General features: G+C 59.8%; 29 protein-coding genes. 14 read left to right on the top strand and 15 right to left on the bottom strand.

Features of this window, described 5'->3' with window-relative positions:
- Positions 1 to 114: 114 nt before the first annotated feature.
- The 4 genes from FBZ97_RS14060 (at position 115) to FBZ97_RS34420 (ending at position 3166) form a co-directional block, all read left to right on the top strand.
- Positions 115 to 813 (top strand): phosphatase PAP2 family protein, encoded by a 699-nt coding sequence (locus tag FBZ97_RS14060; protein WP_145320589.1) that lies wholly within the window; start codon positions 115 to 117, stop codon positions 811 to 813.
- Between the two features lie 305 nt (positions 814 to 1118).
- Positions 1119 to 1817: a phosphatidylserine decarboxylase gene (locus tag FBZ97_RS14055; RefSeq protein ID WP_113329110.1), complete on the top strand. Its 699-nt coding sequence runs from the start codon at positions 1119 to 1121 to the stop codon at positions 1815 to 1817.
- Positions 1818 to 1837: 20 nt separating this feature from the next.
- Positions 1838 to 2698 carry a CDP-diacylglycerol--serine O-phosphatidyltransferase gene (pssA, locus tag FBZ97_RS14050; RefSeq protein WP_015339321.1) on the top strand — a complete coding sequence of 287 codons (861 nt, stop codon included), beginning with the start codon at positions 1838 to 1840 and terminating at the stop codon, positions 2696 to 2698.
- 327 nt (positions 2699 to 3025) lie between these two features.
- The gene (locus FBZ97_RS34420) at positions 3026 to 3166 is read left to right on the top strand and encodes a hypothetical protein (RefSeq protein WP_015339320.1); all 141 of its coding nucleotides are present in this window, start codon (positions 3026 to 3028) and stop codon (positions 3164 to 3166) included.
- A 75-nt stretch (positions 3167 to 3241) separates the two neighbouring features.
- On the opposite strand, the gene FBZ97_RS14045 is transcribed toward FBZ97_RS34420, so the two are convergent.
- Together FBZ97_RS14045 and FBZ97_RS14040 are read right to left on the bottom strand one after the other, a co-directional pair.
- Entirely contained in the window at positions 3242 to 4006 is a 765-nt protein-coding gene (locus FBZ97_RS14045) for an SOS response-associated peptidase (protein ID WP_113329111.1), read from the bottom strand.
- Positions 4007 to 4049: 43 nt separating this feature from the next.
- The gene (locus FBZ97_RS14040; protein ID WP_145320590.1) at positions 4050 to 4370 is read right to left on the bottom strand and encodes a YnfA family protein; all 321 of its coding nucleotides are present in this window, start codon (positions 4368 to 4370) and stop codon (positions 4050 to 4052) included.
- 162 nt (positions 4371 to 4532) lie between these two features.
- Between FBZ97_RS14040 and FBZ97_RS14035 the strand changes: the two genes are divergently transcribed.
- The 7 genes from FBZ97_RS14035 (at position 4533) to FBZ97_RS14005 (ending at position 8778) form a co-directional block, all read left to right on the top strand.
- Positions 4533 to 4952, top strand: coding sequence for an NUDIX domain-containing protein (locus FBZ97_RS14035; protein ID WP_069616156.1), 420 nt, complete (start codon positions 4533 to 4535; stop codon positions 4950 to 4952).
- A 94-nt stretch (positions 4953 to 5046) separates the two neighbouring features.
- Positions 5047 to 5481 (top strand): TIGR02301 family protein, encoded by a 435-nt coding sequence (locus tag FBZ97_RS14030; protein WP_145320593.1) that lies wholly within the window; start codon positions 5047 to 5049, stop codon positions 5479 to 5481.
- 104 nt (positions 5482 to 5585) lie between these two features.
- Entirely contained in the window at positions 5586 to 5843 is a 258-nt protein-coding gene (locus FBZ97_RS14025) for a hypothetical protein (protein ID WP_068385602.1), read from the top strand.
- Positions 5844 to 5859: 16 nt separating this feature from the next.
- Positions 5860 to 6618, top strand: a complete 759-nt coding sequence (locus tag FBZ97_RS14020) for a hypothetical protein (RefSeq protein ID WP_145320595.1) — start codon at positions 5860 to 5862, stop codon at positions 6616 to 6618.
- Between the two features lie 176 nt (positions 6619 to 6794).
- Entirely contained in the window at positions 6795 to 7634 is an 840-nt protein-coding gene (locus FBZ97_RS14015) for a folate-binding protein YgfZ (protein ID WP_145320597.1), read from the top strand.
- Entirely contained in the window at positions 7631 to 8248 is a 618-nt protein-coding gene (locus FBZ97_RS14010) for an HD family hydrolase (protein WP_145320599.1), read from the top strand. The genes FBZ97_RS14015 and FBZ97_RS14010 overlap by 4 nt, the downstream gene beginning before the upstream one ends.
- Positions 8245 to 8778 carry a tyrosine phosphatase family protein gene (locus tag FBZ97_RS14005; RefSeq protein ID WP_145320601.1) on the top strand — a complete coding sequence of 178 codons (534 nt, stop codon included), beginning with the start codon at positions 8245 to 8247 and terminating at the stop codon, positions 8776 to 8778. The genes FBZ97_RS14010 and FBZ97_RS14005 overlap by 4 nt, the downstream gene beginning before the upstream one ends.
- Positions 8779 to 8835: 57 nt before the next feature.
- Here FBZ97_RS14005 and FBZ97_RS14000 read toward each other — a convergent pair whose 3' ends face one another.
- From FBZ97_RS14000 to FBZ97_RS13990, 3 genes are all read right to left on the bottom strand, one after another.
- Complete coding sequence (locus FBZ97_RS14000; RefSeq protein ID WP_246661768.1) at positions 8836 to 9468, bottom strand: EF-hand domain-containing protein; 633 nt, start codon at positions 9466 to 9468, stop codon at positions 8836 to 8838.
- A 271-nt stretch (positions 9469 to 9739) separates the two neighbouring features.
- Positions 9740 to 10252: a superoxide dismutase family protein gene (locus tag FBZ97_RS13995; protein ID WP_113329117.1), complete on the bottom strand. Its 513-nt coding sequence runs from the start codon at positions 10250 to 10252 to the stop codon at positions 9740 to 9742.
- Positions 10253 to 10399: 147 nt separating this feature from the next.
- A complete protein-coding gene (locus tag FBZ97_RS13990; RefSeq protein ID WP_113351666.1) occupies positions 10400 to 10738 on the bottom strand; it encodes a hypothetical protein in 339 nt (112 codons plus the stop codon).
- A gap of 291 nt (positions 10739 to 11029) precedes the next feature.
- Between FBZ97_RS13990 and FBZ97_RS13985 the strand changes: the two genes are divergently transcribed.
- From FBZ97_RS13985 to FBZ97_RS13975, 3 genes are all read left to right on the top strand, one after another.
- Complete coding sequence (locus tag FBZ97_RS13985; protein WP_246661767.1) at positions 11030 to 13792, top strand: DUF2339 domain-containing protein; 2763 nt, start codon at positions 11030 to 11032, stop codon at positions 13790 to 13792.
- Between the two features lie 85 nt (positions 13793 to 13877).
- Positions 13878 to 14516: an HD domain-containing protein gene (locus tag FBZ97_RS13980; RefSeq protein WP_145320960.1), complete on the top strand. Its 639-nt coding sequence runs from the start codon at positions 13878 to 13880 to the stop codon at positions 14514 to 14516.
- Between the two features lie 9 nt (positions 14517 to 14525).
- A complete protein-coding gene (locus FBZ97_RS13975) occupies positions 14526 to 15374 on the top strand; it encodes an MOSC domain-containing protein (protein ID WP_145320605.1) in 849 nt (282 codons plus the stop codon).
- Between the two features lie 30 nt (positions 15375 to 15404).
- Here FBZ97_RS13975 and recO read toward each other — a convergent pair whose 3' ends face one another.
- From recO to FBZ97_RS13925, 10 genes are all read right to left on the bottom strand, one after another.
- Positions 15405 to 16184: a DNA repair protein RecO gene (gene recO / locus FBZ97_RS13970; RefSeq protein ID WP_145320607.1), complete on the bottom strand. Its 780-nt coding sequence runs from the start codon at positions 16182 to 16184 to the stop codon at positions 15405 to 15407.
- A gap of 58 nt (positions 16185 to 16242) precedes the next feature.
- The gene (locus FBZ97_RS13965; protein ID WP_229002074.1) at positions 16243 to 16725 is read right to left on the bottom strand and encodes a response regulator; all 483 of its coding nucleotides are present in this window, start codon (positions 16723 to 16725) and stop codon (positions 16243 to 16245) included.
- A gap of 219 nt (positions 16726 to 16944) precedes the next feature.
- Entirely contained in the window at positions 16945 to 17700 is a 756-nt protein-coding gene (locus FBZ97_RS13960; RefSeq protein WP_113351664.1) for a Crp/Fnr family transcriptional regulator, read from the bottom strand.
- Between the two features lie 84 nt (positions 17701 to 17784).
- Positions 17785 to 18729, bottom strand: a complete 945-nt coding sequence (gene era, locus FBZ97_RS13955) for a GTPase Era (protein WP_113329122.1) — start codon at positions 18727 to 18729, stop codon at positions 17785 to 17787.
- A gap of 20 nt (positions 18730 to 18749) precedes the next feature.
- Entirely contained in the window at positions 18750 to 19469 is a 720-nt protein-coding gene (rnc, locus tag FBZ97_RS13950) for a ribonuclease III (protein WP_113351662.1), read from the bottom strand.
- On the bottom strand, positions 19466 to 20212 hold the full coding sequence (gene lepB / locus FBZ97_RS13945; protein WP_113351661.1) for a signal peptidase I: 747 nt from the start codon (positions 20210 to 20212) through the stop codon (positions 19466 to 19468). Before lepB ends, rnc begins: the two co-directional genes overlap by 4 nt.
- 114 nt (positions 20213 to 20326) lie before the next feature.
- Positions 20327 to 20731 carry a holo-ACP synthase gene (gene acpS / locus FBZ97_RS13940; RefSeq protein ID WP_145320609.1) on the bottom strand — a complete coding sequence of 135 codons (405 nt, stop codon included), beginning with the start codon at positions 20729 to 20731 and terminating at the stop codon, positions 20327 to 20329.
- A gap of 39 nt (positions 20732 to 20770) precedes the next feature.
- Positions 20771 to 21358, bottom strand: a complete 588-nt coding sequence (locus FBZ97_RS13935) for a DUF2062 domain-containing protein (RefSeq protein ID WP_069616144.1) — start codon at positions 21356 to 21358, stop codon at positions 20771 to 20773.
- A gap of 221 nt (positions 21359 to 21579) precedes the next feature.
- Positions 21580 to 21729, bottom strand: coding sequence for a DUF3563 family protein (locus FBZ97_RS13930; protein WP_015339295.1), 150 nt, complete (start codon positions 21727 to 21729; stop codon positions 21580 to 21582).
- 192 nt (positions 21730 to 21921) lie between these two features.
- Positions 21922 to 24144 (bottom strand): bifunctional (p)ppGpp synthetase/guanosine-3',5'-bis(diphosphate) 3'-pyrophosphohydrolase, encoded by a 2223-nt coding sequence (locus FBZ97_RS13925; RefSeq protein WP_113329125.1) that lies wholly within the window; start codon positions 24142 to 24144, stop codon positions 21922 to 21924.
- Between the last annotated feature and the right edge of the window lie 3 nt (positions 24145 to 24147).

Raw genomic sequence — 24147 nt, 5'->3', positions numbered from 1 at the left:
GAACTCCGCCGCCCATGACAGCATCGGGTGCGCAATGGTTATGCACCGATTGTTGTCACGAGACTGAGATGACAGCTTGCTAGGTACGAGGGTCTTTTCAACGGAGCCCCTCAAATGCGTAGTTTTGCCAAAGCTTTCAGCTTGTTGCTCGTCGTCGGCCTGGCCTCGCCGGTTTTCGCCGAAGATGCCAAGCCTTTCACCGATGCCAAGGAGATCAACCTCCTCGATCTGCTGCCGCCTCCGCCCGCCAATGATTCCGCACAGATGAAGGCTGAGCTCGGCGAAATCCTGACGATCCAGGTGACCCGCACGCCGGAAATGGCGGCTCGCGCCGTGGCCGATGCCGAAGAGAACGTCTGGCGCTTCTCCGACGTCATCGACAATCCGAAATTCACCAAGGAAAACCTGCCGAAATTTTCGGCCTTCTTCGATCGCGTCGTCGAGACCGAAGGCGCCGTCGTCGATCCCGCCAAGGATGTCTGGAAGCGTCCGCGTCCGCATCTCTACAGCGACCTCGTCAAGCCGATCGTGCCGCTCTCCAAGTCCGGCTCCTATCCATCCGGCCACACCACAGTCGGCACGCTGATGGGCATCGTGCTTGCCAACATGGTGCCGGAAAAGCGCGCCGCCATCATGGCTCGCGCCTGGGAATACGGCCATAACCGTATCGTCGGCGGCATCCACTATGCTTCCGATATCGAAGCCGGCCGCATTGCAGGCACCGTCATCGCCGAAACCATCATGATGCATGAGGACTACAAGACCGAGTATGAGGGCGCCAAGGCTGAACTGCGCTCCGCTCTCGGCCTCTGATTTCCGATCGGCCGACGCGGGACACAGGAGGCCGCCGCCATCGGCGGCCTTTTCATTGCGTCCCGCACGGTTTCCACAGGCTGCACTTTTCAAGTCAGGGGAACGTTGGCATCTTGCTCGACGCGGATTGCGTTGAGGACGAGCGCGCGAAAGCATTGCCCATGACAGAGTTTGCCTGTAGTCACGCTCGACTGGTATTCAGAGCAAGACCGCTTATCTTGTTCTCATTCTTTTGACTGGCATGATCTTGCCGAAGAACCGGAGCCCGGTTCCTGGTGAGCATGCCCTAACGGAGTAGGCCATAGATGAGCTTGATGAACAGCGTACGCAACGTCATCGTTCCCATACACAAGGAGGGCTATCCCTTCGTTGCAGGCTTCTTCGTCGCGTCGCTGGTGCTCGGTTGGATCTTCAAGCCGCTCTTCTGGATCGGCCTGATCCTGACGCTGTGGTGTGCCTATTTCTTCCGCGATCCCGAACGCATGACGCCTCAGGACGATGATCTGGCGATATCGCCTGCCGACGGCAAAGTTTCGAGCGTGCAGATGGTGACGCCGCCGGCCGAGCTCAATCTCGGCAGCCAGCCGATGCTGCGTATCTCGATCTTCATGAATGTCTTCGATTGCCATGTGAACCGTTCGCCGATGCGCGGTCGCATCACCAACGTCGCCTATCGCCAGGGCAGCTTCCTCAATGCCGAACTCGACAAGGCCAGCGAACAGAATGAACGCAACGGCCTCGTGATCGAAACGAAGCATGGCGAAATCGGCGTCGTGCAGATTGCCGGCCTCGTTGCCCGCCGCATTCTTTGCTTCGTCCATCCGAACGAGCCGCTGGATGCCGGCGAACGCATCGGCCTCATCCGCTTCGGCTCGCGCCTCGATGTCTTCCTGCCGGAAGGCGCTGCGCCGCGCGTTGCCGTCGGTCAGCGGGCGATCGCCGGCGAAACCGTCATTGCCGAATTCGGCTCGGCCAAGGGCGCAACCCTTAGCCGCCGCAGCTGAAGTGTAGGAACACGAGCGAGATGAAGACGCCTTTTCCGCCTTTCGAGCCGCACGGGCCCAATGACGAAGCGCGTGGACCGCGTCTCCGGGAAATTCCGTTGCGACTGATCGTGCCGAACATGATCACCGTGCTGGCGATCTGCTCGGGCCTGACAGGCATTCGCCTCGCTTTCGAAAACCGTTACGAGCTCGCCGTCGTGGCGGTGCTGGTCGCCGCCTTCCTCGACGGCATCGACGGGCGCGTCGCGCGGCTGATGAAGGCCACCTCGAAATTCGGCGCGCAGATGGATTCGCTCGCCGACATCGTCAATTTCGGCGTTGCGCCGGCGCTCGTCGTCTACGTCTTTCTGCTGGATCAGGCCCGCTCGCTCGGCTGGATCGCGGCGCTGATCTATACGATCGCCGCCGGACTGCGGCTCGCCCGCTTCAATGTCATGGCTGAACGCGAGCATAAAGCCTCGTGGCAATCCGAATATTTTGTCGGCGTACCGGCGCCTGCCGGCGCCATGCTGGTGCTGCTGCCTGTTTATCTCGGCTTTCTCGGCCTTACGCCGGACCGCACCTTCGCCTTATGGGGCGCAGCCTACACGGTTCTCATCGGCTTCCTGCTGGTCAGCCGTCTGCCCGTATGGTCCGGCAAATCGGAAGGCAACGGCGTAAGGCGCGATCTGGTACTACCGATCATGCTCGGCCTCGTCGTCTATGTCGCGCTGCTGATGAGCTATACGTGGCATGTCATGGTCGTGACCGTCGTCATCTATTTGCTATCCCTACCCTTCGGCGCACGCTCCTGGGCAAAGAAATACGGCACCTACACCATCAATGGCCCCGCCGATCCCAATGTCGACGATTCCAACGACGACATCGGCCGACATATCTAGGACCAGCATATCAAACCGCTGCACAACAGCCCTCTGGCGGCATCGCCGGGCTGCAACCGCTAGTCTGTAAGTCTCCCTTATCAATCAGAGACATGACGGTCGCTCATCGGCGCAACGGAAGGCCAGCTCGGCGCGACATTTCCGCAGATTCAAACATTGCGGCAGTGCGGATTCTACACGAGGTTTCGGCGCTAATCTCTCGAAATATGGTCGTTGTTTACAAAAGCTGATTGGAAAACGCCTTCGATTTGTCATGATTTACGACAAAAAGCACTACTCGACTGTGAATCGAAAAATGCTCCGTGGGAGCATGGTGAGGAGTGAAACATGACGCAGAAAAAGGACCAGCCGGCACAACCGCAGGCAAAGATCGATCCCAGCAAGCATTATCGTCCGCTGGGACTGAAAGCCGTTCTTGCAGCCCATCTGATGCTGAAGACAAAGCCTCTCAAGAAGAAGATCGCCTGAGAATATAGTTCTGCCCACCGCGACCAATGCCGGCAGGCAGCATTTCCGCTCACTGGCCGCTAAAATGGCGGCCGCTCAGAGAAGGCTTAGTTGGCCATCGTCCGGATCCGTCTTTTTCGGCGGTTTCCTGACCGGATCGAGCACCACGGGTGTCTGCACATCCGGCCCCATATTGGCAACTTTGTTGACGCGATCCGAAACCGGGATCGCCTCGAAAAAATCCTCCTGGACCGGCTTCATCAGACCAAACACATCGCGAGGCTCCTGCGTCTTGCAATCGAGCCAGCGGGCGAAATCCTCCGGCTTGATGACGACGGGCATGCGGTCATGGATGGATCGAATGGCGCTGTTTGCCGCCGTCGTCAGGATCGCACCCGTATCGACCTCGGAACCATCTGCCGACGACCAGGTTTCCATCAGCCCGGCAAAAGCGATGACGCCGCCGCTGCGGGGGCGGATCCAGTAGGCTTGCGGCTTCTCGCCGCTTTCCTTCGGCGGCCGATGCCATTCGTAGAAGCCGGATGCCGGGATGAGGATGCGGCGATGGCGCATGGCCGCGCGGAAGGAGGCCTTACCTATTGCCGTTTCCGCCCGCGCATTGATCAGCAGCGGGAAATCCTTGGGGTCCTTCACCCAGTCGGGCATAAAGCCCCAGCGCACGAGCAAGGCGCGACGATCCGGCAGATTGCTTCCCGGTCGCTGCCGATCGCCCGATATCACGACAAGGATCGGCTGCGTCGGCGCGATATTGTAGCGCGCGGGAAAAGCCTCGTTCAGCAGGACGCCGAGCGCTTCCCCCACGTGATCTGCCGTCGATGTCAAAGCGAAACGTCCGCACATCAGGCCTGTGTTGCACCCGAAAAGCGGCTGGTCAAGCCTAACGTCAGCCGCGCGGACCGAGCAGAATGACCGCCGCCCCGACGAGGCAGATGACGGCGCCCGAAATATCCCATCGGTCCGGTAGCCGCCCTTCGGCGAGCCAGAGCCAGAAAATGGAGGCAACAATATAGACGCCGCCATAGGCAGCAAAAGTGCGGCCGGCCGCCTCGCTCGGCACCAACGCCAGCAGCCATGCAAAGAGCGCCAGCGAGACAAGGCCGGGTGCCAGCCACCAGACGGGCTTCGACAGACGCAACCACGCCCAGAAGGCAAAGCAGCCTGCAATTTCGGCAAGAGCCGCCAAAGCATATAGCCCGTAGATCATTCCCGATCGTCCCCATATTCGGCGCATTCAGAATCGCGGCTTCCGCCGGCAGCGAGTTAAGGGGCTTTCACATGGGACAGCAAGCACCGTTTCCTGTAGAAATGGGCCGCAGATGGCTCGTTGCCATCGCGCATCGATCTTCATCCGAATGCAAAGTGATCCATGACTTCCAATCCTCGCCCTGCCTCCTCCGCCATTCTCGAACGCAACGGTCGCTTCCTGCTTGTCTTGCGCAGCAATCCGCCGTCCGCCGATATGTACGCCTTTCCGGGAGGGCGGGCCGAAGACGGAGAGACACCGGCCGACGCGGCGCTGCGCGAGTTCAAGGAGGAGACAGGCATCTCAGCCCGCAATCCTCGCCTGTTCGAGACTTACGATCTCCGCTCTCACGCGGCGGACGGAACGCTGACGAGCCACTTCCTGCTCTCGGTCTTTCTTGTGGATGCCGATGAGGATGCGGTCGCCGAAGCCGCCGACGATGCGGCCGCCATTGGCTGGTACACGCTGGAAGAGGTGCGCACCCTGCCCGTTCCCGCCAGTGTGCTCGAATGCGTGGAACGACTTGCTGCAGAAAACGCATAGCTCGGCGCCGAAATTAACGATGCTGAGCAATATCGGCGTGGAAACCGCCCCTCGCGCCTTGTTCCCGTCATGCTTGTCCGGTCAACATGGTTACATGATTCATAACAGCCTTCGCCGACCACTTCTGATCTGCATCGCGCTTGCCGCAGCCCTTCCCGCTGCCGCACAGCCAGCAGCAAGCGCGCCACCGGCACAGGCTGCCGATAATGCGAATGCCGAGCAGCCTGCGCCCTATGACGAGCAGCTTTCCCGGCTCTCCGAAATTCTCGGTTCGATCGACTATCTGCGCAATCTATGTAGCCCGACGCAGGAAGACGGATGGCGCGGCGACATGCAGCACTTGCTCGACACGGAGACCAAGAGCGAGCCGAAACGAAAGGAAAGGCTCACTGCCGCTTTCAACCGTGGATATCGGTCCTTTGCATCGGTTTACACGAATTGCACGCCGCAAGCCCGCGTCGCGGAAGAGCGATACCGTAACGAAGGTGCAACACTGGCGACAGAAATCACCGCACGCTTTGGAAATTGACGATTTATTAACCTCTTTTCATAGCGAGCCGTGTCGTTTTGGGAAAAGGCTGATAGAGTTATTAAGCAAGTGGTAAGGACATGAACGTCTCGAGGAAAGAAACAATGGAAACCAGCCTGAACGAAATCGACGACATGATCGTTCATGAAAAGATGCAGGCAGCGCTGGAATACCAGAATGAAGCTTGGGCCGACGGCATGGCAGATGGCATCGAGCCCGAAATCATCGCCGACGCCGCCATCGCCCACGCGATTCGCGAGACGATCCGGAATCAAGGGGAACAGGGCGCCGAAGCCTTGCTCGAATCGCTGCGTGAACGCATGCTCGCTGGCGAGTTCTCTCCGAACCGTACCCTGCAATAACACTCAGAGATTGCTAATGCGTATCTTTCCAGGCAATGCGCTCACCTGTTCCATTGCCTCGTTCGCTGCCGTAACCCTGCTTTTGGGCAGCACCGCCTTGCCGCTACCGGCCAATGCCTTTTCCCAGCTCAACCCGCCGGCTCCCCAGGCGAAAGACGCAGCACAGTCCACTCCCAAAAAGAACGAGAAGCCGATCGAGCAGGCGCTGGAAGCGCCTGCCAATAACGCGCTGCCAATGCCCGATCCGCTGATCAACAAGCAGGCAAGCCAGAGCAGCGGCGATGCTTCGAACACGAATAAGTCAGTCGAATTCCTCTACGATATCGACAAGGCGCCGGAGCCGGTAAAGAAGCTGCGTGCGGCGATCGTCGAGGCTGCCGCTTCCGGTGATCTCGAGCGCCTGCGCCCGCTGATGAATGTCGGCGGCGGGCTCAAGCAGACGCAGGTCACCGCCGACGACCCCGGCGAAGATCCGATCAAGACCCTGCATGATCTTTCAGGCGATCCCGACGGCATCGAGATCCTGTCCATTCTCCTCGACATCATGTCGACCGGCTTTGCCCATGTCGGCCAGGGAACCCCTGATGAGGTCTATGTCTGGCCCTATTTCGCCGAGAAGGACATCAAGACACTCTCCACGCCGGAGAAGGTCGATCTGATGCGTATCGTGACGGCCGGCGACTATGCCGACATGCAGGAATTCGGCGGCTATAATTTTTATCGCGTCGGCATCACGCCGGACGGCCGCTGGAAATTCTTCACCTCGGGCGAATGATGCGGCCGGGGAACTTGCGGTTCCCCGTCGAAGGCCCTACCTCTGCGTGATGAAGCATGTCGCGCAAAAGTGCGCAGCGGTTTTGCGACAACGACATGCGCAAGAACAAAGACCTGAAGCGCAGGAAGCGATCTGAAAGATCGCGACGTGCTTTAGGCCAAATCAGCGGAACCATCATGCCAGCCGTATTCCTCAGAGAGCGCTCCTTCATCCGCATTGCCGGCGCGGAGGCGGAGACGTTCCTGCACAATCTCATCACCACCGATCTCGTCTCGCTCGGCACCGACGAGGCGCGCCCAGGCGGGCTGCTGACGCCGCAGGGCAAGATCCTGTTCGACTTCATGATCTGGCGGGACGGCCCTGGCTTTCTGCTCGAAACGGACACGGCGCAGCGGGAGAGCCTGCTCAAGCGGCTCACCATGTATCGCCTGCGAGCCAAGGTCGATTTCGTCGCGGAGGAGATGCAGGGCGTCACCGTCGCATGGGGAGATGTCACAGCTGGCGGTCCCAAGGACAGCCGCTTCGCGAGGGCGGGAATTGTGCTGACCCGGACGCCCGGCGAGCACGGCGGCGATCCCGAGACACTTTATGACGCCCTGCGTATCGACAACGGCATCGCCGTTTCCGGCCGCGATTTCGCATTGCAGGACGCGTTCCCGCATGACGTGCTGATGGATCTGAATGGCGGACTGGGCTTCCGCAAGGGCTGCTATATCGGCCAGGAAGTGGTTTCCCGCATGCACCATCGCGGAACGGCGCGCAGGCGTGTCGTCATCGTCAACGGCAGCGCCGAATTGCCGCCCTCCGGCACGGAATTGACTGTTGGCGGCAAGCCGATCGGAACGCTCGGCTCGACCGCCGGCAATATGGGCCTAGCCATCGTCCGCATAGACCGGGCTGGCGAAGCCATTGCCGAAGAGGTTCCGATAAAGGCTGGTGAGGTTGACGTCATCGTGTCACTTCCGATCTGGTCCGGCCTCTCCTTCCCCACCCGCGCCGACGAGGCGTCGGCATGACATCGGCGACGACCGCGCGCGCCTGGCAGCGCATGTTATCCGGGCGCAGGCTCGACCTTCTCGATCCCTCGCCGCTCGACGTCGAGATCAGCGACATTGCGCATGGGCTTGCCCGTGTCGCTCGTTGGAATGGACAGACCTCCGGCGACCATGCCTTTTCGGTGGCGCAACACAGCCTTGTCGTCGAGGCGATCTTTCGCCATCTCAATCCGTCAACGCCCGACGAACTGCTTGCCGCCTTGCTGCATGACGCACCGGAATATGTGATCGGCGACATGATCTCGCCGTTCAAGTCCGTCGTCGGCGGCGATTACAAGGTCGTGGAGAAGCGGCTCGAGGCGGCAATCTACCGGCGCTTCGCCCTGCCCCCGCATTGCGCGCCGAAGCTCAAGGAAAAGATCAAGAAGGCCGATACGATCTCGGCCTATTTCGAGGCGACGCTGCTTGCCGGTTTCACGCCCGATGAAGCCCGCAAATTCTTCGGCCAGCCACGCGACATCACGCGCGAGATGCTGCCGATCGACCCCATGCCGGCAATCGAGGCACAACGGCTGTTCCTCAAGCGCTTCGAGGCGATCGAGGCGGAGCGTGCCGCCATGAGGGTCGGCGCGTGACAGCAATCATCGTATCGCCGCTTGCGCGCATCGCCGAAATGGCCGTTCGCCATGGCGCGCGCGAAATGATCAGCCTGATGGCCAAGGAGCAGAATTTTCACCGTCCCACCGTCATCAAGGCGGATCGGCATCTGCTGCTCAATATGAACGACATCAGCTTTGCCGGAACCGGCGATCTCGTCGCCCCGCAGGAGACGCATGTTCGCGCCATCATCGATTTCGCTACCGGTTGGGATCGAGGCGCACCTTTGCTCATCCATTGCTGGATGGGTATTTCACGCTCGCCGGCGGCGGCACTGATTGCAGCTTTGGCCATTCACCCGGAGGAGAACGACTTTGTGCTGGTCCGCCGCCTGCGCGCGAGCTCGCCATTCGTCACGCCGAATGCCCGGCTCGTTGCCATCGGCGACGACATGCTTGGACGCCGGGGGCGGCTGGTTGCTGCAGTCAAAGAGATCGGCCGTGGCGCAGATGCTGACGGAAATGCACCTTTCATGCTGCCCTTGGCTGACTCGAGCACCGGCGCTTAAAAAGCGGAGACCGCGTTTCGCAATCTCCGCTCGCTTCACAGCAATGAACAACCGCGATCACGCGGCGACGACATCCGTTTGATCCAGGTCATACTGACCATAAGTATTCTGGTAAAGCGACGACGGATCCTGCATGTCGTTCAACAAGACGTCCAGCGCCTGATCCTTGGCAAGTGTCGCGGCATCCGTTGGACTGCTGTCGCTCGTATCGGGCTCCAGCGACAGCATATCGGCGGCTGAGGCATCCGACGATTTCAGGGCATCGAGACCCTCGGCGAACTGATCCTTGGTCAGGGAGCCGGCGTTTTGCGTATCCAGGCTCTTGAACAGGTTTTCAGCATCGCTCTCGCTCATATCCTTCGGACGGCCAGCGACGAACTCGTCCTGCGAGACTTTGCCGTCCTTGTCGGTGTCCAGGCTGGCAAACAGCTGGTCGATGGGCGATTCGCCGGAAGAGCCGTCGGCCGACGTGGAACCGCTTGACTGGCTGTTCTGCTGCATCTGCAACAGCATCGAGGCCAGATTGCTGGAAAAGACATCCGTTGCGCTGGGATCGCTGCTGCTGTTGCTATCCTCATCGTTGAGCATGCTCGCCGACAGAAGGCCGGACTGCGCCGCCTCCTCCAGCTCCTGAGCATCCACGACGCCGTCCTGATTCTTATCCAGGGGACTGTACGAGGCAGCCGTCATGCTGCTTCCAATTGAAGAAACCCCGCTCATCCAAATCTCCTACGGCAAATGCCATCGCGTGTTTGATAGACCCCGGCACGCTTAATCATCTGCAGATAGGATAGGTCTGTTTGCCCTGCCGGTTGAAGATTGGTGTTAATTCACCATTAACCATAATTGACAGACACCGAATCATATCGCCGGTGGGCGCGTACGCAGCAGAAACAACCGCTGCTTGGCATCCGCCGCTTCAGTGGCACGAATCATCTTCGCTTGCTTAAGGGCCCGCTTCCTATTGGATGACCGCACATGCCAGGCGCTTGCCGGCGCCGCCGACGGGCTGACTGCGGTAATCATCCGAGTCGGCATGGATCATCAGCGTGCGGCCGCGGATGCCGTTTTTCCCGTTCAGCGATACCATGCCATTGAAGACCTGGGCACGCAGCTTGCCATCCTGATCGACATACTGGTTGGGCATATCGCCGGCATGCGGACCGTTGGCGGCCAGAAAGCCGTGTTCCGCCTTGGTTGGGTTGAAATGACCACCAGCGGACTCGAAGCCGTGCGCATGGTCGCAACGGCTATTTTCATGGATGTGGAAGGCGACCCAGCGATTGGCCGGCATGCCGGACACTTCCATCTCGATCAGCACGCCCTTTTTGCCCTCGGTCAAGGTCGCCCGGCCGGCTTGTTTACCGTCGAGGCCGACGAAATCAGCAGTGGCGGTGTTTTGATTTTGGGTTTGCGCTGCCGCGGGCGCGGCTGCGGCAAGGGCAAGAATTGCAACGATCGTCATCCGCTTCATGGAACACCCTCCCTGTTCTGCGTGGCAATTGCCCAACGCGTGGCAGGCATGAGGGTTCCGGTGAATGGAAAAAATGACCCTAATCAAAATGATAAGGCGACTTGCCGGCATTACGGCAGGTCGCCTTGCATCAGACGAAAGTGCTTGTCAGGCCGCTATACTGTCGACGTCATACTGGCCGTATGTGCTGTTATAGGCATCCATCGGCGACAGCAGATCCAGGTCGAAATTGACATTGGATTCCGGTGACTTGGCCGTGGAAGCGATATCGGCGCCCGGCAATTGCATGAGCTTGGCAATGAAGCCGCTCAGTGCACCATTCGAACCATTGGCAGCAGCGTCGGTATTACTGGCCTCGAGAATGCCGGGGCGCTCGTCCACCGCGCGTTCCTCTTGGCTCAAAAGACCATCGCCGTTCGAATCGAGGCGCGAAAGCGTGCCACGATACGGGTAGGAGCTGTTGGATACGGAAGAAACATGGGACATACAAACCTCCTAAGGTAGGAGCCGCCTCATGCGACGTCGTTTGTACGCAATACATTCAGAGTTGGACTATGAGCCGTTATTAAGCTGCTTCGCGCTGCCGGTAAAGACAAATTGTTAATGAGTATTAACCATAGTTCCCAAGCGGTAAATCTGAATTTCCTAATGTTCCCTTTGCAATCCATTATAAGGTAGTCCGGCATAATCCACTGGAATCATAGGGGAATCTGACTATCTAATCTTACCCGGCGAGCGGTTTCGTATATGCTACGGCGGATCGCCCATGGAGAAGACATGATGGAATTGTTACCGCTCGTCATCCTGGTCGTCGGTATCCTGGTACTGCGAGGCCACAACCTAAGGATAAGACAGCTGGAAGCGCGCGTTCAGGAGCTGCAAAATGCTCTCGCGGGCAAGGTGCTGACAGCGGAAACGGGCGAATCGATTCCTGCGACGGATTCGATGGCTCTTGCTGCTGGACAGCCTGTCGAAGAAGAGCCGAAAGCGGTGATCGAAGACACCTCCGCGCCCGATACCGAGCAAGCGGCCCTCGCCGCAAACAATGTCGCGGATGTGGTCGAGGAAAAGACCGCCACTCTTGCCACCCAGACATCCGTGCAGACGAAGGAAAGCCTGGAGAGTACGATCGGTGCACGCTGGGCCGTCTGGGTCGGCGGCATCGCGCTGGCGCTCGGCGGCGTCTTCATGGTCAAATATTCGATCGAGAGCGGTCTTCTCAGCCCCGGCGTCCGGCTTGTTCTTGCGGCGCTCTTCGGTCTCGTCCTGATTGCCGCCGGTGAGGTGATCCGCCGCCGCGCCGCACCGGTTCTGAACAATGCCTTCCAGAATGCGATGATTCCTGGCGTCTTGACGGCGGCTGGCGTCGTTGCCCTGTTCGGCGCGACCTATGCCGCGCATGCCATCTACGAATTCATCAGCCCCACGACCGCCTTCATTCTTCTCGCACTGATCTCGCTCGCCACGCTCGGACTATCGCTGTTGCATGGACAAGCGCTTGCCGGCCTTGGTCTGCTGGCATCAATGGCAACGCCTGCCCTGATCGCATCGACTGCGCCACGCCCTTGGACACTCTTCAGCTATCTCGTTCTGACCTGGCTTGCGACCATATTGGCATCCCGCCTGCGCCGCTGGCTGATCGCGCCATCCCTAGCAAATGGGCTGCTGAGCCTCTGGCCTCTACTCTACATCACCTTCAGCCCCACCGTCGATCTGACGCCGGTTACGCTTGCTATGCTTGCGATGATCGGCGGCACCATCTTCCTCTGGCCGGGGCGCTATCCGATCTCCGAGGCAGCAAAGGAAGACATTGCAACGGCGCCCACCGAAGACGCACCTCCACGCGCCGGTGCCGACATGGAATGGGCGGCGTTTCTCGCCCGGCAGCCGCTCGGAATGACGCTGACGGCAGCGATCGGTGCGCTTATGGTATCGCTCTGTATCGTCGGTTACAGCCTTCGATATGGATACCCCATTATCGATGCGACATTCATGTTTGCGGCGATCGTTGCGGCGGTAGCGGCCTTCGGTGCCGGTCGCCTGCATGCAGCCTGGGCAACGGTCCTGTCGGCACTTGTCGCCGTCCTCGGCACGTCCGGCATTCTGACCAACTGGATCGCCGGGATCGAATCCGCGGGTACGGACGGAACCGCCAGCCTGCAGAGCACGGTGCTCTATGAGGTACTCGGCATCGGCGCCCTCTTCGTACTGATCGGCGCCTTTTTCCTCAGGCGCTTCGCCCGGGCGGAGAAACCCTATGCCGCACTTTGGAGCCTCGTCATGGCCGCCACGCCGCTGGCGATCGCGACGATCAGCTTCGTCAACTTCGGCAACTGGACGCTCGACTGGCTGCATGGGCTTTACGGCTTCGGATTGGCCCTGGTTCTCATCGGGCTTGCGGAATGGCAGGATCGCCGAGACGGAGAAGCGTTTAAGCTGCCGACGAATATCCTGGCGGCCGGCTCTTTTGCCGCCGCAGTCTTCGCCCTGCATACGCTTGCGCATCATGCCACCGCGACGATCCTGCTGCCGGTTCTCGGCATCGTCTATCTGCTGGCGGGACGTCTGCGCAACTGGCCCGTTCTGCCATGGACCATGGTTGCTGCGCTGGTCATCGCCATGGGGCGCATCGCCTGGCAGCCGACGATCGTCGATCCCTCGGAACTTGGCACGACGCCGGTCTTCAATATGCTGCTTGCCGGCTATGGCATTCCGGCCGCCCTTGCCGTCCTTGCGGCGTTCATCACGCGTCATTCGCCAAGCCTGCGGCTGCGCAACGCTTTGCAGGCGCTCGCCTGCTTCCTCGTGCTGCTGACGATCGCTATCCTCGTGCGCCATGCCATGAATGGCGGCGTCCTGAACGATGCGGTTCCGACGCTCGGCGAACAGTCGATCTACACGCTGCTGGCGATCGGTGCCTCGGCGACGCTGATGGCGCTCGACCTCAGCGCCGCAAGCCCTGTCTTCCGCTATGGCGGCATGGCGCTCGGCGTCATTTCGGTCTTCATGATCCTGACCCTGCATCTGCTGGGGCTGAACCCGTTCATGACGGGTGAGAGCACAGGTGGCATCCCGCTCTTCAACCTGCTGCTGCTCGCCTATCTCCTGCCAGCCATCGCTTATGCCGGCCTGGCGCTCTTTGCCCGCAATCGTCGTCCCCTGCCCTATGTTGGCATGCTGGCGGTCGCGGCGGCCGTCATGGCCTTCGCATGGGCGACCCTGTCGGTGCGGCGCTTCTGGCAGGGCGAGTACATTCCCTTCTGGAACGGTTTCATCCAGGGCGAGCTCTATTCCTATTCCGTCGTCTGGCTGCTGATCGGCATCGCGCTTCTCGGGCTCGGGACCCGCCTCGAGGCCCGGAGCCTGCGCATCGCCTCGGCGGTGCTGGTCTTTATCGCCGTCGTGAAGGCCTTCCTGATCGACATGGCGAACCTTGAAGGCTTCCTCCGGGCGCTATCCTTTATTGGCCTCGGCGCTGTCTTGATCGGTATCGGCCTGTTCTACCAGAGAATCCTGACACGCAAGAAAGCGACGGAGTGATTGCGGCGAATCCATTCGCCCGGTAGGAGGAAAGAACCTGCCGACTGATCATCCCGGAGCAAGTGCGACCATGAATACCGACAAGATGGCGCGGGCTTTCGCCCCGTTCGAAGCACTGGCTGCGGATCTCATTCCCCACGCCGCGGATGGCGATGACGGTTCGCACGATATTGCCCATATCCTGCGCGTCTTCCGCAATGCCATGGCCATCCAGGCCGAGGAAGGCGGCAATGCCCGTATTCTCGCCGCCGCCGTGCTGCTGCACGATTGCGTTGCCGTCGAAAAGAATTCGCCTCATCGCGCGCAGGCCTCGCGGCTCGCAGCCGAGAAAGCTTCGGGCATTCTGCGGCAGCTCGGCTGGGCGGACGACGATATTGCGGCTGCCGCGCATGCGATCACCACGCATAGTTTCTCCGCCAACCTGCAGCCGGAAACGCTCGAAGCGAAGATCCTGCAGGATGCCGACCGGCTGGATGCCATCGGCATGATCGGTGCGGCACGTTGCTTCTACATTGCAGGCCGTCTCGGTTCCGGTCTTTACGACCCGTTCGATCCGCTTGCGACAGAGCGGCCGCTTGACGACAAGCGCTTCGCCATTGACCATTTCGAGACAAAGCTGTTCAAACTTGCGGATGGATTCCAGACCGAGACCGGGGCCAGGTTTGCCGAAGCGCGGCATGACCGGCTGAAGACCGTGCTGGCAATGTTCATCGACGAAATCTGAGGGCCACCCATGCGCGTCAGCGATCTTTTCATCTATCCCCTCAAGAGTGCCCGCGGCATCGCCATTCCGTCGGCAGCCATCGATGCCTTCGGTCTCGCGGGCGACCGCCGCGCCATGCTGGTCGATCCCTCGGGCAACTTCATCACCCAGCGCGAATTGCAGGCACTCGCCCGGATCGATATCCAGCCGGCGCCTTCCTATCTGCGTCTGAAGATGGAGGGCAAGGCTGACATCATCGTTCCGCCGCCACACCCCGACAACCGCATGGATATCATCGTCTGGAAATCAGCCGTCAACGCCTCCGTCGCGGATGAAGAAACCAACAAGGCCCTGTCGGCCTGGCTGGATCGCGAGGTCAGGATGGTGTTCTTCGACAGGCTCGCGAAGCGCATCGCCAACCCGGAATGGGCCGGCGAGGATACGCCTGTTACGTTTTCCGATGGCTACCAGATTCTGGTCACCACCACCGGCTCGCTGAAGGCGCTCAACGCCAATCTTGCCGCGCACGGCGAAGGCGCAGTCGGCATGGAGCGCTTCCGCCCCAACATCGTCATCGATATCGACGAGGAATGGCCGGAGGATCACTGGGCCGCCATCGAAATCGGGGGTATCCGCCTCGATCTCGTCAAGCCCTGTTCGCGCTGCATCATGACGACGCAGGATCAGCAGACCGGTTCGCGCGACGTGCCGAACCCGATGCCCGCCATGGGCCGTATCCGCATGTCCGCCGACCGGCGCGTGCCCGGCCCGCTCTTCGGCTGGAATGCCGTGCCGCGTGGCGAAGGCGCTGTGAAGATCGGCGATACGGTGACGGTGCTCGAGGAACGGCCGGAAGGCTGGGCACTCAAGCGGCGCTAAAACTGACCCTCTGTGCAGGCCTTTTACTGCTCAGCCTTTGACGACAAGGCCCGGGGATGCCATGCCCTCGTTCAGCGAAGCGACGGCAACCGCCTTCAGCGCGGCTTGCATAAAGCCGTCGCGCGCCGCGGCGATCTCTATGCCGCGCGGTTCGTAGACGTGTCGATGCAGAAAGAAGCCAGTGAGACGGAAAGCGGCGGAAAGGCTTTCCCTATCTGCGGCGATCATGGCCCCTGTCGCCAGAAACGGCGGCAATGCCAACATCTTGTCCGCCCAGGGCATGCCGGCTGCCCGGCAGACGGCACGCCCGGACTTCGGCGAAACGAAAGCCAGATCCTCACGCACGCCAGTTGCCGCGCATTCCGTCAAATCGAGGCCGAAACCAAGATCATTCAACACGGCAAGCTCGAAGCGCACGAAGAGTTCACCCGCGTCGGCGGGATTCTGCAGGTTTTCAAGGATGACATCGAGGGCATCGTAGAGGTGCGGGTGCGGATCGCGCTCCGGCAGCAGCCGCAGCAAAGCGGCCATCGCCTGCACGCCATAGACAGCGGTCGCTGTCTCCATCAGCCGCGCAGCCCTCAGTGTCACCGGCTCCATGCGAAATTCGCCGAGATGCTCATGCAGTCTTGCCCGCCAGGTGACTTCGACGAGATTGCCGGCCTGCAGCACCGGCTGCATGGCGCGCGAGCGGCCGGATCGTACCAATCCCATATGGCGACCGCGGGTACGCGTCATCACCTCGGCGACGACGCTGGTCTCGCCGAGACGTTTGACGCCCAGAATGATCGCATGGTCCTGCCATTGCATCGGCCGGTTGCCCCGAAAGATTTCTGCGATTCGAGTTTAGGACAAATGACTGCCGCTGTCACATGGCGAGCGGGGAACTGCCGGCCAGCGTCTCGACGAAGAGGCGCATGGATTGCTCGTCGAAAGGCTTGTTCAAAAGCGGCACATGCCGCAGATCTGCCGGAAAATCGAGTGTATCGGAATAGCCGCTGACGAAGCCGAAGGAAATGCCGCGTTCCATCAGCAATCGGGCAAAGCCGAAACTGGTCGACTCCCCAAGATTCACGTCGAGCATTGCAAAATCATAATGTTCCGAATGAATGGCGTTGACCGCCTGCTCCAGATTCGAAGCAATCTCAATTTGTTGAATTCCGACGAGGTGAAGAATTTCCTCCGCCTCCATGGCAATGATAAGATTATCTTCCAGTATAAGGACGCGCTGAAACGTCATATCAGCGCCATCCTTGCACGTACGCGCCAATTGGCGCACCCCGTAAAAAGTCCCGCATCTATCCCTCCGGCGCCAATCATCGGCCCGTCTTGAATGGATGGCTTTGCCCATCCGTTTTGGCTTAGTCTCTTGTGACATGACTTCGCCTCCAATCCGCTTCGCACTTTTTGCACTGCGGGACTATGGGCTCGTCACCATGCTCCAATCGCTTTTGCCGCCGCGGTTAGTAAAAGGTGAAACTGGTCGAAAAGTGACGATAACAATAATCTATGCTGATACAGTTGTCGTCAGCATTTAAAAAAGACATGTCGTTTGTGCAAAAGGCTGCCCTCAAATGAAGGGGCGCCTGACCGAATCAAGGCCGTCCCAACCGGCGAGCTCAGCAAGACCTTCGCTGTCTAAAACCTCACAGCCTCGCTCGTTCCAGAGCAGCAGCTTCCGCGCCGCCAACTTTTTCAATGTCTTGTTGGTATGAACCACCGAAAGACCAAGCGTGTCGGCGACGTGCTGCTGCCGGATGGGGATGGTCTTGCTGCCATTGAACAAGCGGAGTGCGCGGGCGCGCTGATGCAGATACGCGATCAGATAGGCTGCACGCTCGAGCGCGGAGCGGCGACCTATGCTTAGGAGATGTTCATCCAGTATCCGCTCCTCCCGCGATGCGATCCAGGTCAGATCATAGGCCAGCGAAGGATGGGAATTGTAGAGCGTCATCAATTCCGTGCGCTCGAAGACGCAAAGCGATATCGGCGAAAGCGCCTCCGTCGAGTGCTGCATCTCGCCCATGATCGAACCTTGCAATCCGATGAGGTCGCCGGGCATCACATAGTTCAGAATCTGGCGGCGCCCATCCTCCAGCGTCTTGTAGCGGAAGCCCCAACCGGAGAGGATGGTGAAAAGGTGGGCGCTATGCGCGCCTTCAAGAAAGATCGTGGCACCGGCGTCGACGAGAAGTTCGCCCTTCTTGAAACCGCTGATGAAATTCAGCTCGTCGCGCTCGAATTCTCGGAAATGCGGCAGGGATCTTAGTGGACATTGCTGGCAGGGCGTGCGTTGTCCATGCACAGTCGCAGCTGCCTTCGTCATGAAATGCTCCCCTCAGTTGCAGCGGCAAAGCGACATGCCCGATAAACCGCTGCAATATAAAGCGCTCAGGGAAGCAAAGTTCCATCAATGCGGGAAATCGAGCCCCATCTCCCGGAAACGCTCGGGATCGTCTCCCCAGTTTTCGCGGACCTTGATGAAGAGGAAAAGGTGCACGGGCTGTTCCAGAATTTCGGAGAGTTCCTTGCGCGACGCGGTCGAGATCGCCTTGATCGTCTCGCCACCCTTGCCGAGCGCGATCTTCTTCTGGCTCTCGCGCTCGACATAGATCACCTGTTCGATGCGCACCGAGCCATCCTTGCGCTCCTCCCATTTCTCGGTCTCGACATGCGAGGAATAGGGAAGCTCCTGGTGCAGGCGCAGGAACAGCTTTTCCCGGGTAATTTCGGCGGCGAGCTGGCGCATCGGCAGGTCCGAAATCTGATCCTCGGGATAGTACCAGGGGCCTTCCGGCAAGGTCTTTGCCAGATAATCCATCACGTCGTCGCAGCCGGAGCCGTTCTCCGCCGAGATCATGAAGGTCTGCTCGAAGGCGATCTTCTCGTTGGCGGCGGCGGCAAGTGCCAGCAGATCCTCGCGGCGGACGCGGTCGATCTTGTTCAAAACCAGGATCTTCGGCTGGGAAACGTCCTTCAAACCTTCCAGAATGGCCTCGGCATCGCCGCGCAAGCCGCGCTCGCTGTCGATCAACAGCATGATGAGGTCGGCATCCTTGGCTCCGCCCCAGGCAGACGTCACCATGGCGCGATCCAGCCGGCGGCGCGGCTTGAAGATGCCCGGCGTGTCCATGAAGACGATCTGCGCATTGTTGTGAATGGCAATGCCGCGCACGATGGCGCGCGTCGTCTGCACCTTGTGGCTGACGATCGAAACCTTGGCGCCCACAAGCCGGTTGACCAGCGTCGACTTGCCGGCATTGGTGGGGCCGATAAGGGCGACGAAGCCTGAATGCGTCGGACCGATATGTTCAGCCGCGCCGTCTTCGGCTGAGGTATCCTGCTGATTGCTCATTTGTCACTATTCCCCGGCAGTCACTTCTCAGTCAACTGAGGCTGCCATACACCTTCGCGCTCCAGGATCCGTGTCGCCGCCATCTGTTCGGCCGCACGTTTGGAGCGCTCTATTCCCGTTTCGGGCGCTGTACCCTTGACTTCCACGGTCACCGTGAAGCGCGGATCATGATCCGGTCCGCTGCGATCATCAACCCTATAGACCGGAGTGACGCCGAATTTCGCATGCGCCCATTCCTGCAATTCCGTCTTTGCATCGCGCCTTGCGCCTTCCGGCCGAATAGCCCGGCGCTCCCAGAAACGCAGGATGAACGCGCGGGCGACTTCAAGGCCGCCATCCAGATAAAGCGCGGCAATCAGGCTTTCGACGACATCGGCGCGCACGTTGAGCATGCGCTTGCCCGTGAGCTTCTTCACGTCGGCGCCAGTGCGGATGTAAAGATGCAACTCCATCTCATCGGCAACTTCGGCGCAGGTCTCTGCACTCACCAGCTGGTTGAGACGTACCGAAAGCTCGCCTTCCGTCGCCGCGCCGAAGGTCTTGAAAAGCAATTCTGCAATGCACAGGCCGAGAACACGGTCGCCGAGAAATTCCAGCCGTTCATAGTTGCCCGTCTTGTGCGTCCGCGCGCTGGCATGGGTCAGCGCGCGATCGAGACGCTCCTTTTCGGCGAATTCATGGCCTATAACGACCTCAAGCTTGGCACGATCCGCCTGGGAGAGCGTCTGCGCCTTCGTCATTCGACAACCTTGAAAATACGGTCCCAACGCATGTTGGTCGGCCATTTCCAGACTTCGCGAAACGAGGTGTCGTGGCCCAGCGAGAAGAAGATGATGCTGGCGCGGCCGATCAGGTTCTCGGCAGGGACATAGCCGACATCGAAACGGCTATCGTCGGAATTGTCGCGATTGTCGCCCATCATGAAGTAATGGCCCGGCGGAACGACATATTCCTGGGTATTGTCGCCACGCGAATTCGGCGAAAGATCCAGCGTGTCATAGACCTTGCCGGTATCAGGCAGGCGCTCGCTGTAGACGGCGATGTTGTCGCCCGGCTCCTGACTGTAGTCCGAGGAGAAGGTGCCATGCGGCTCGCGCGGAACGGCCTGACCGTTGATGTAGAGGATATCGCTCTTCACCTGGATGCGGTCGCCCGGCAGACCGATCACGCGCTTGATGTAGTCTACATCCGGATTCGGCGGGAAGCGGAAAACCACGACGTCGCCACGCTTCGGTTCGCTGCCCAGGATGCGGCCGCTAAACAGATCCGGCGAGAACGGCATCGAATACTTGGAATAGCCGTAGGCGAACTTGTTGACGAAGATGTAATCGCCGACAAGAAGCGTCGGCATCATCGAGCCTGACGGGATGGTGAATGGCTGAAAGAGAAACGTGCGGATGATCATGGCCAGGACGAGCGCCTGTACGATGACCTTGATGTTCTCCCACAGGGCGTTCTGCTGTTTTACGGCTTTCTCGGACACGCAGTCTTATTCCTTTTTCGCACCCCACCGGCGCACTTGCATTCAGGCACTGTCTACTCGCTTCACATCATCGCGGCAATGGCGCGGTTGCCAAAAGCGACATACAGTCGTGATTCAGGCATCCACCGGCAGCGCTTCGATGATCACAAAAGCCTGAGCAAGAGGAAAATCATCCGTTATAGTCAAATGAATGGCGGCGCGATGATTTGGTGGCAGCATGGCCGCCACTCTTTCGGCGGCACCGCCGGTCAATTGCATCGTCGGCTTGCCGCTTGGCAGATTGACGACCCCCATGTCGCGCCAGAAAACACCCTGCGCCAACCCCGTGCCCAAAGCCTTGGAGCAGGCTTCCTTGGCAGCAAAACGCTTGGCATAGGAGGCCGCCTTGTTCTTGCGGCGCTCGGACTTGGCGCGCTCAATATCGGTAAAGCAGCGCTCGGTGAACCGGGCGCCGAAACGTTCGATCGTCTTCTCGACCCGGCGGATGTCGATAAGGTCGCTGCCTATGCCGATAATCATGGGAAGGCCCTCCTGGCGGCCCGGACACGGTCAGGCACGTCAGACGCTCGATGCGTTTTCGGCGAGCGCGAGCCGCTCGCGCGCACGTTCCATCAGACGCTCCTTGCGGCGCGTCTTGAAGGTCTTCACACCATAATAGGTAAGCGCATAGACGATCACACCCGTCACGATGGCGGGCGGAATGCCGCCGATCAGCATCGGCTTCAAAACCGGGTCCCAGATTTGCGTGAGATCGCCCTTGTGCCACAGCGCCGGCAGATCGATGCTGCCGCCCTGGCCGCCACTGTCGCGCGCCAGGATCAGATGACCGATTTCCCAGGTCAAAGCCCAGATGAAAGGGTAGGTAATCGGATTGCCGGCAGCCAGACAGCCGAGCGCGGAGGCAATGACATTGCCGCCGACGAGATAGGCTATGATGATCGCCATGACGAAATGTACACCGATGAACGGCGTCCAGGACACGACAATGCCCGCCGCAAAGCCGGCCGCAACCGAATGCGGCGAGGCGGCGAGGCGAACGAGGCGCTTACCGAAATATTGGAACGAACGGACGAAACCCTTGCGGGGCCAAAGGTGTTCCCGCAGTTTTTCCTTGAATGTCAGTGGTTTTCGGCGACGAAACAGCATGCGGCTTATCTAGTGCAATGGAGGCCGTCGTGACAAGAGCGGCCGAACGTATCCTGCACTGATTAAGAACCGAAAGTGCGGCTCTTTTTGGGAACGTCATCTGCACGGCACGCACAAAATGGACGCTCTCCTCATTTGCAGGAAGCGATCCTGCAAGATCGGGATGCTCCAAGGGCGCAACAACGACGCGCCCCTTCTGGTCTTTCAAGTATTAACAGCGATTAACGCGTGCGGAACAGACCGCGGTCGACCTGACGCTGACGATACTCAAGGTCAAAACGGTCATGCGAACCATTCAGGTAAGCCATTTCGCGTTCTTCAACACTCGGAACACGCAGGGCACGGGCGATTTTCTTGATCGGGCTAAACATTGTCTTCTCTCATCTCAGTTTCGTTTCTTCGATGATCAGAAGATAGGCGTGACAAAGGTTAATTACCACCGCTCTAAAATATACACAGCCATGCGCTCAATGCATATCTATCCAAAAAGGCGCTCGGATTTGGTCATAAAATGATCACAAAATATGCAGCCTGCCTCGGATCGACAGCAATCCCGGTGGATCTCATTCGTAGAGGCGCTTTACTGTCGCGATGCAGTCGAGTTCCTTGAGCTGCACCAGAAGCTGATTGAGCTGGCGCAGATCCCAAACTTCGACGTCGAGGGCCATTTCGGTGAAATCGGCTGCAACCCGAACGGTGTTGAGCACCCGGATATTGACGTCCACGTCCGCCACGGTTTGCGCCACCTTCGCCAGGGTGCCCGGCTCATTGAGGGCATTGATCAGGATGCGGGCGGCAAAGCGGGACTTGTTGGCCTCGTCCAGATCCCAACGCACATCGATCCAGCGCTCCGGCTCGTCATCGAACCGCTGCAGAACAGGCGACTGGATCGGATATATGGTGATGCCCTTGCCTTTTTCCATGATGCCGACGATGCGGTCGCCGGGGACAGCGCCGGTCGGCGCGAAATGCACCTCGACATTCGAGGAGATGCCGCGGATCGGCGGCGCATCGAGATCGGCACCGTCGGAAACCTCGGCCTTGTTCTTGCCGGGGATCTTGAAGATCATGCCCGAGGCGCTGCGAACGTTGAACCAGCCCTCGTCGCCGGCGGGCTTCACGGTCACGCGTTCGTCCTGATGATCCGGGTAGACGGCGCGTAAGACATCAAGCGACGACATCTCCCCTCGCCCGACTGCGGCAATCGCATCCTCGACGTCCTTCTGGCCGAGACGATGCAGGGCCGGCTTCAGGGCATCGCGCGAGAAGACCTTGCCGGCGCGCTCGAAGGTACGCTCCAGAATGCGATGGCCGAGGCCGGCATATTGCTTGCGGATGGCAAGGCGGGTGGCGCGGCGAATGGCGGCGCGCGCCTTGCCGGTGACCACGATCTCTTCCCAGGCGGCCGGCGGCACCTGCACGCCCGAGCGGATGATCTCGACCTCATCGCCATTGTTCAGCCGCGTGACGAGCGGCATGATGCGGCCGTTGATCTTGGCGCCGACCGTGGTGTCACCGATATTGGTGTGGACGGCATAGGCAAAGTCGATCGGCGTCGCGCCGCGCGGCAGGGCGATCAGCTTGCCCTTGGGCGTGAAACAGAAGACCTGGTCCTGGAACAGTTCGAGCTTCGTGTGCTCTAGGAACTCTTCAGGGCTATCGCCCTCGGCCAACGCCTCGATCGTATGACGCAGCCAGGAATAGGCGTTGCTTTCCCTCGACAGGAGCTCGCTATCGCCATTGGTGTTGGCGCCATCCTTATAAAGCGTGTGGGCGGCAATGCCGAATTCGGCGATCTCATGCATGCGCTTGGTGCGGATCTGCAGTTCGATGCGCTGGCTCGAAGGGCCGACGATCGTCGTGTGCAGCGAGCGGTAATCATTCTGCTTTGGCGTCGAGATATAATCCTTGAAGCGGCCGGGAACGACGCGCCAGCGGGTATGGACGATGCCGAGCGCCCGATAGCAGGAGGGAATATCGTCGACCAGAAGGCGGAAGCCGTAGACATCGGAGAGCTGCTCGAAGGAGAGCGACTTCGACTGCATCTTGCGAAAGACCGAATAGGGCTTTTTCAGCCGGCCCTTGACCATGGCGTTGGCAAGGCCATTGGCGACAAGCAGATCGCGCAACTCGGTCTCGATCTTCTTGACCAGGCCCTCGTTACGGCGCGACAGTTCCTCAAGGCGCTTGGTGACGGTATCATGCGCTTCGGGATTGATATGGCGGAAGGAAAGCTCCTCCAGCTCCTCGCGCATGTCCTGCATACCCATGCGGCCGGCAAGCGGCGCATAGATTTCCATCGTCTCCTCGGAAATGCGCGCGCGCTTTTCCGGCGACATGTGATCGAGCGTGCGCATATTGTGCAGGCGGTCGGCAAGCTTCACCAGAAGCACGCGCACATCGTCGGAAATGGCGAGCAGCAGTTTGCGCAGATTTTCGGCCTGCTTGGCCTTCTTGGTGACGAGATCCAGCTTCTTGATCTTCGTCAGACCCTCGACCAAGCGACCGATGTCTTCGCCGAACATCTCATCGATTTCGGCGCGCGTCGCCGTCGTATCCTCGATCGTGTCGTGGAGAAGAGCGACCGCGATGGTCGATTCATCCAGGCGCATATCCGTCAGGATCGCAGCAACTTCGAGAGGATGGGAAATATAGGGGTCGCCGCTGGCACGTTTCTGCTGGCCATGCTTCTGCATCGCATAAACATAGGCTTTGTTGAGGAGAGCTTCGTTGGCATCGGGCTTGTATTTCTGCACGCGCTCAACAAGCTCGTATTGCCGCATCATTCC

It is taken from the genome of Rhizobium sp. ERR 942, assembly GCF_007828395.1.
GTDB classification, from domain to species: Bacteria; Pseudomonadota; Alphaproteobacteria; order Rhizobiales; family Rhizobiaceae; genus Rhizobium; species Rhizobium dioscoreae.
This window is presented reverse-complemented; position numbering and strand designations above follow the sequence as displayed.

Excerpts from the sequence above, each read along its gene's own strand:
- FBZ97_RS14060 (WP_145320589.1), top strand. The coding sequence starts at position 115 with ATGCGTAGTTTTGCCAAAGCTTTCAGCTTGTTGCTCGTCGTCGGCCTG.
- FBZ97_RS14055 (WP_113329110.1), top strand. The coding sequence starts at position 1,119 with ATGAGCTTGATGAACAGCGTACGCAACGTCATCGTTCCCATACACAAG.
- pssA (WP_015339321.1), top strand. The coding sequence starts at position 1,838 with ATGAAGACGCCTTTTCCGCCTTTCGAGCCGCACGGGCCCAATGACGAA.
- FBZ97_RS34420 (WP_015339320.1), top strand. The coding sequence starts at position 3,026 with ATGACGCAGAAAAAGGACCAGCCGGCACAACCGCAGGCAAAGATCGAT.
- FBZ97_RS14045 (WP_113329111.1), bottom strand. The coding sequence starts at position 4,006 with ATGTGCGGACGTTTCGCTTTGACATCGACGGCAGATCACGTGGGGGAA.
- FBZ97_RS14040 (WP_145320590.1), bottom strand. The coding sequence starts at position 4,370 with ATGATCTACGGGCTATATGCTTTGGCGGCTCTTGCCGAAATTGCAGGC.
- FBZ97_RS14035 (WP_069616156.1), top strand. The coding sequence starts at position 4,533 with ATGACTTCCAATCCTCGCCCTGCCTCCTCCGCCATTCTCGAACGCAAC.
- FBZ97_RS14030 (WP_145320593.1), top strand. The coding sequence starts at position 5,047 with ATGATTCATAACAGCCTTCGCCGACCACTTCTGATCTGCATCGCGCTT.
- FBZ97_RS14025 (WP_068385602.1), top strand. The coding sequence starts at position 5,586 with ATGGAAACCAGCCTGAACGAAATCGACGACATGATCGTTCATGAAAAG.
- FBZ97_RS14020 (WP_145320595.1), top strand. The coding sequence starts at position 5,860 with ATGCGTATCTTTCCAGGCAATGCGCTCACCTGTTCCATTGCCTCGTTC.
- FBZ97_RS14015 (WP_145320597.1), top strand. The coding sequence starts at position 6,795 with ATGCCAGCCGTATTCCTCAGAGAGCGCTCCTTCATCCGCATTGCCGGC.
- FBZ97_RS14010 (WP_145320599.1), top strand. The coding sequence starts at position 7,631 with ATGACATCGGCGACGACCGCGCGCGCCTGGCAGCGCATGTTATCCGGG.
- FBZ97_RS14000 (WP_246661768.1), bottom strand. The coding sequence starts at position 9,468 with ATGACGGCTGCCTCGTACAGTCCCCTGGATAAGAATCAGGACGGCGTC.
- FBZ97_RS13995 (WP_113329117.1), bottom strand. The coding sequence starts at position 10,252 with ATGAAGCGGATGACGATCGTTGCAATTCTTGCCCTTGCCGCAGCCGCG.
- FBZ97_RS13990 (WP_113351666.1), bottom strand. The coding sequence starts at position 10,738 with ATGTCCCATGTTTCTTCCGTATCCAACAGCTCCTACCCGTATCGTGGC.
- FBZ97_RS13985 (WP_246661767.1), top strand. The coding sequence starts at position 11,030 with ATGATGGAATTGTTACCGCTCGTCATCCTGGTCGTCGGTATCCTGGTA.
- FBZ97_RS13980 (WP_145320960.1), top strand. The coding sequence starts at position 13,878 with ATGGCGCGGGCTTTCGCCCCGTTCGAAGCACTGGCTGCGGATCTCATT.
- FBZ97_RS13975 (WP_145320605.1), top strand. The coding sequence starts at position 14,526 with ATGCGCGTCAGCGATCTTTTCATCTATCCCCTCAAGAGTGCCCGCGGC.
- recO (WP_145320607.1), bottom strand. The coding sequence starts at position 16,184 with ATGCAATGGCAGGACCATGCGATCATTCTGGGCGTCAAACGTCTCGGC.
- FBZ97_RS13965 (WP_229002074.1), bottom strand. The coding sequence starts at position 16,725 with ATGGGCAAAGCCATCCATTCAAGACGGGCCGATGATTGGCGCCGGAGG.
- FBZ97_RS13960 (WP_113351664.1), bottom strand. The coding sequence starts at position 17,700 with ATGACGAAGGCAGCTGCGACTGTGCATGGACAACGCACGCCCTGCCAG.
- era (WP_113329122.1), bottom strand. The coding sequence starts at position 18,729 with ATGAGCAATCAGCAGGATACCTCAGCCGAAGACGGCGCGGCTGAACAT.
- rnc (WP_113351662.1), bottom strand. The coding sequence starts at position 19,469 with ATGACGAAGGCGCAGACGCTCTCCCAGGCGGATCGTGCCAAGCTTGAG.
- acpS (WP_145320609.1), bottom strand. The coding sequence starts at position 20,731 with ATGATTATCGGCATAGGCAGCGACCTTATCGACATCCGCCGGGTCGAG.
- FBZ97_RS13935 (WP_069616144.1), bottom strand. The coding sequence starts at position 21,358 with ATGCTGTTTCGTCGCCGAAAACCACTGACATTCAAGGAAAAACTGCGG.
- FBZ97_RS13930 (WP_015339295.1), bottom strand. The coding sequence starts at position 21,729 with ATGTTTAGCCCGATCAAGAAAATCGCCCGTGCCCTGCGTGTTCCGAGT.
- FBZ97_RS13925 (WP_113329125.1), bottom strand. The coding sequence starts at position 24,144 with ATGATGCGGCAATACGAGCTTGTTGAGCGCGTGCAGAAATACAAGCCC.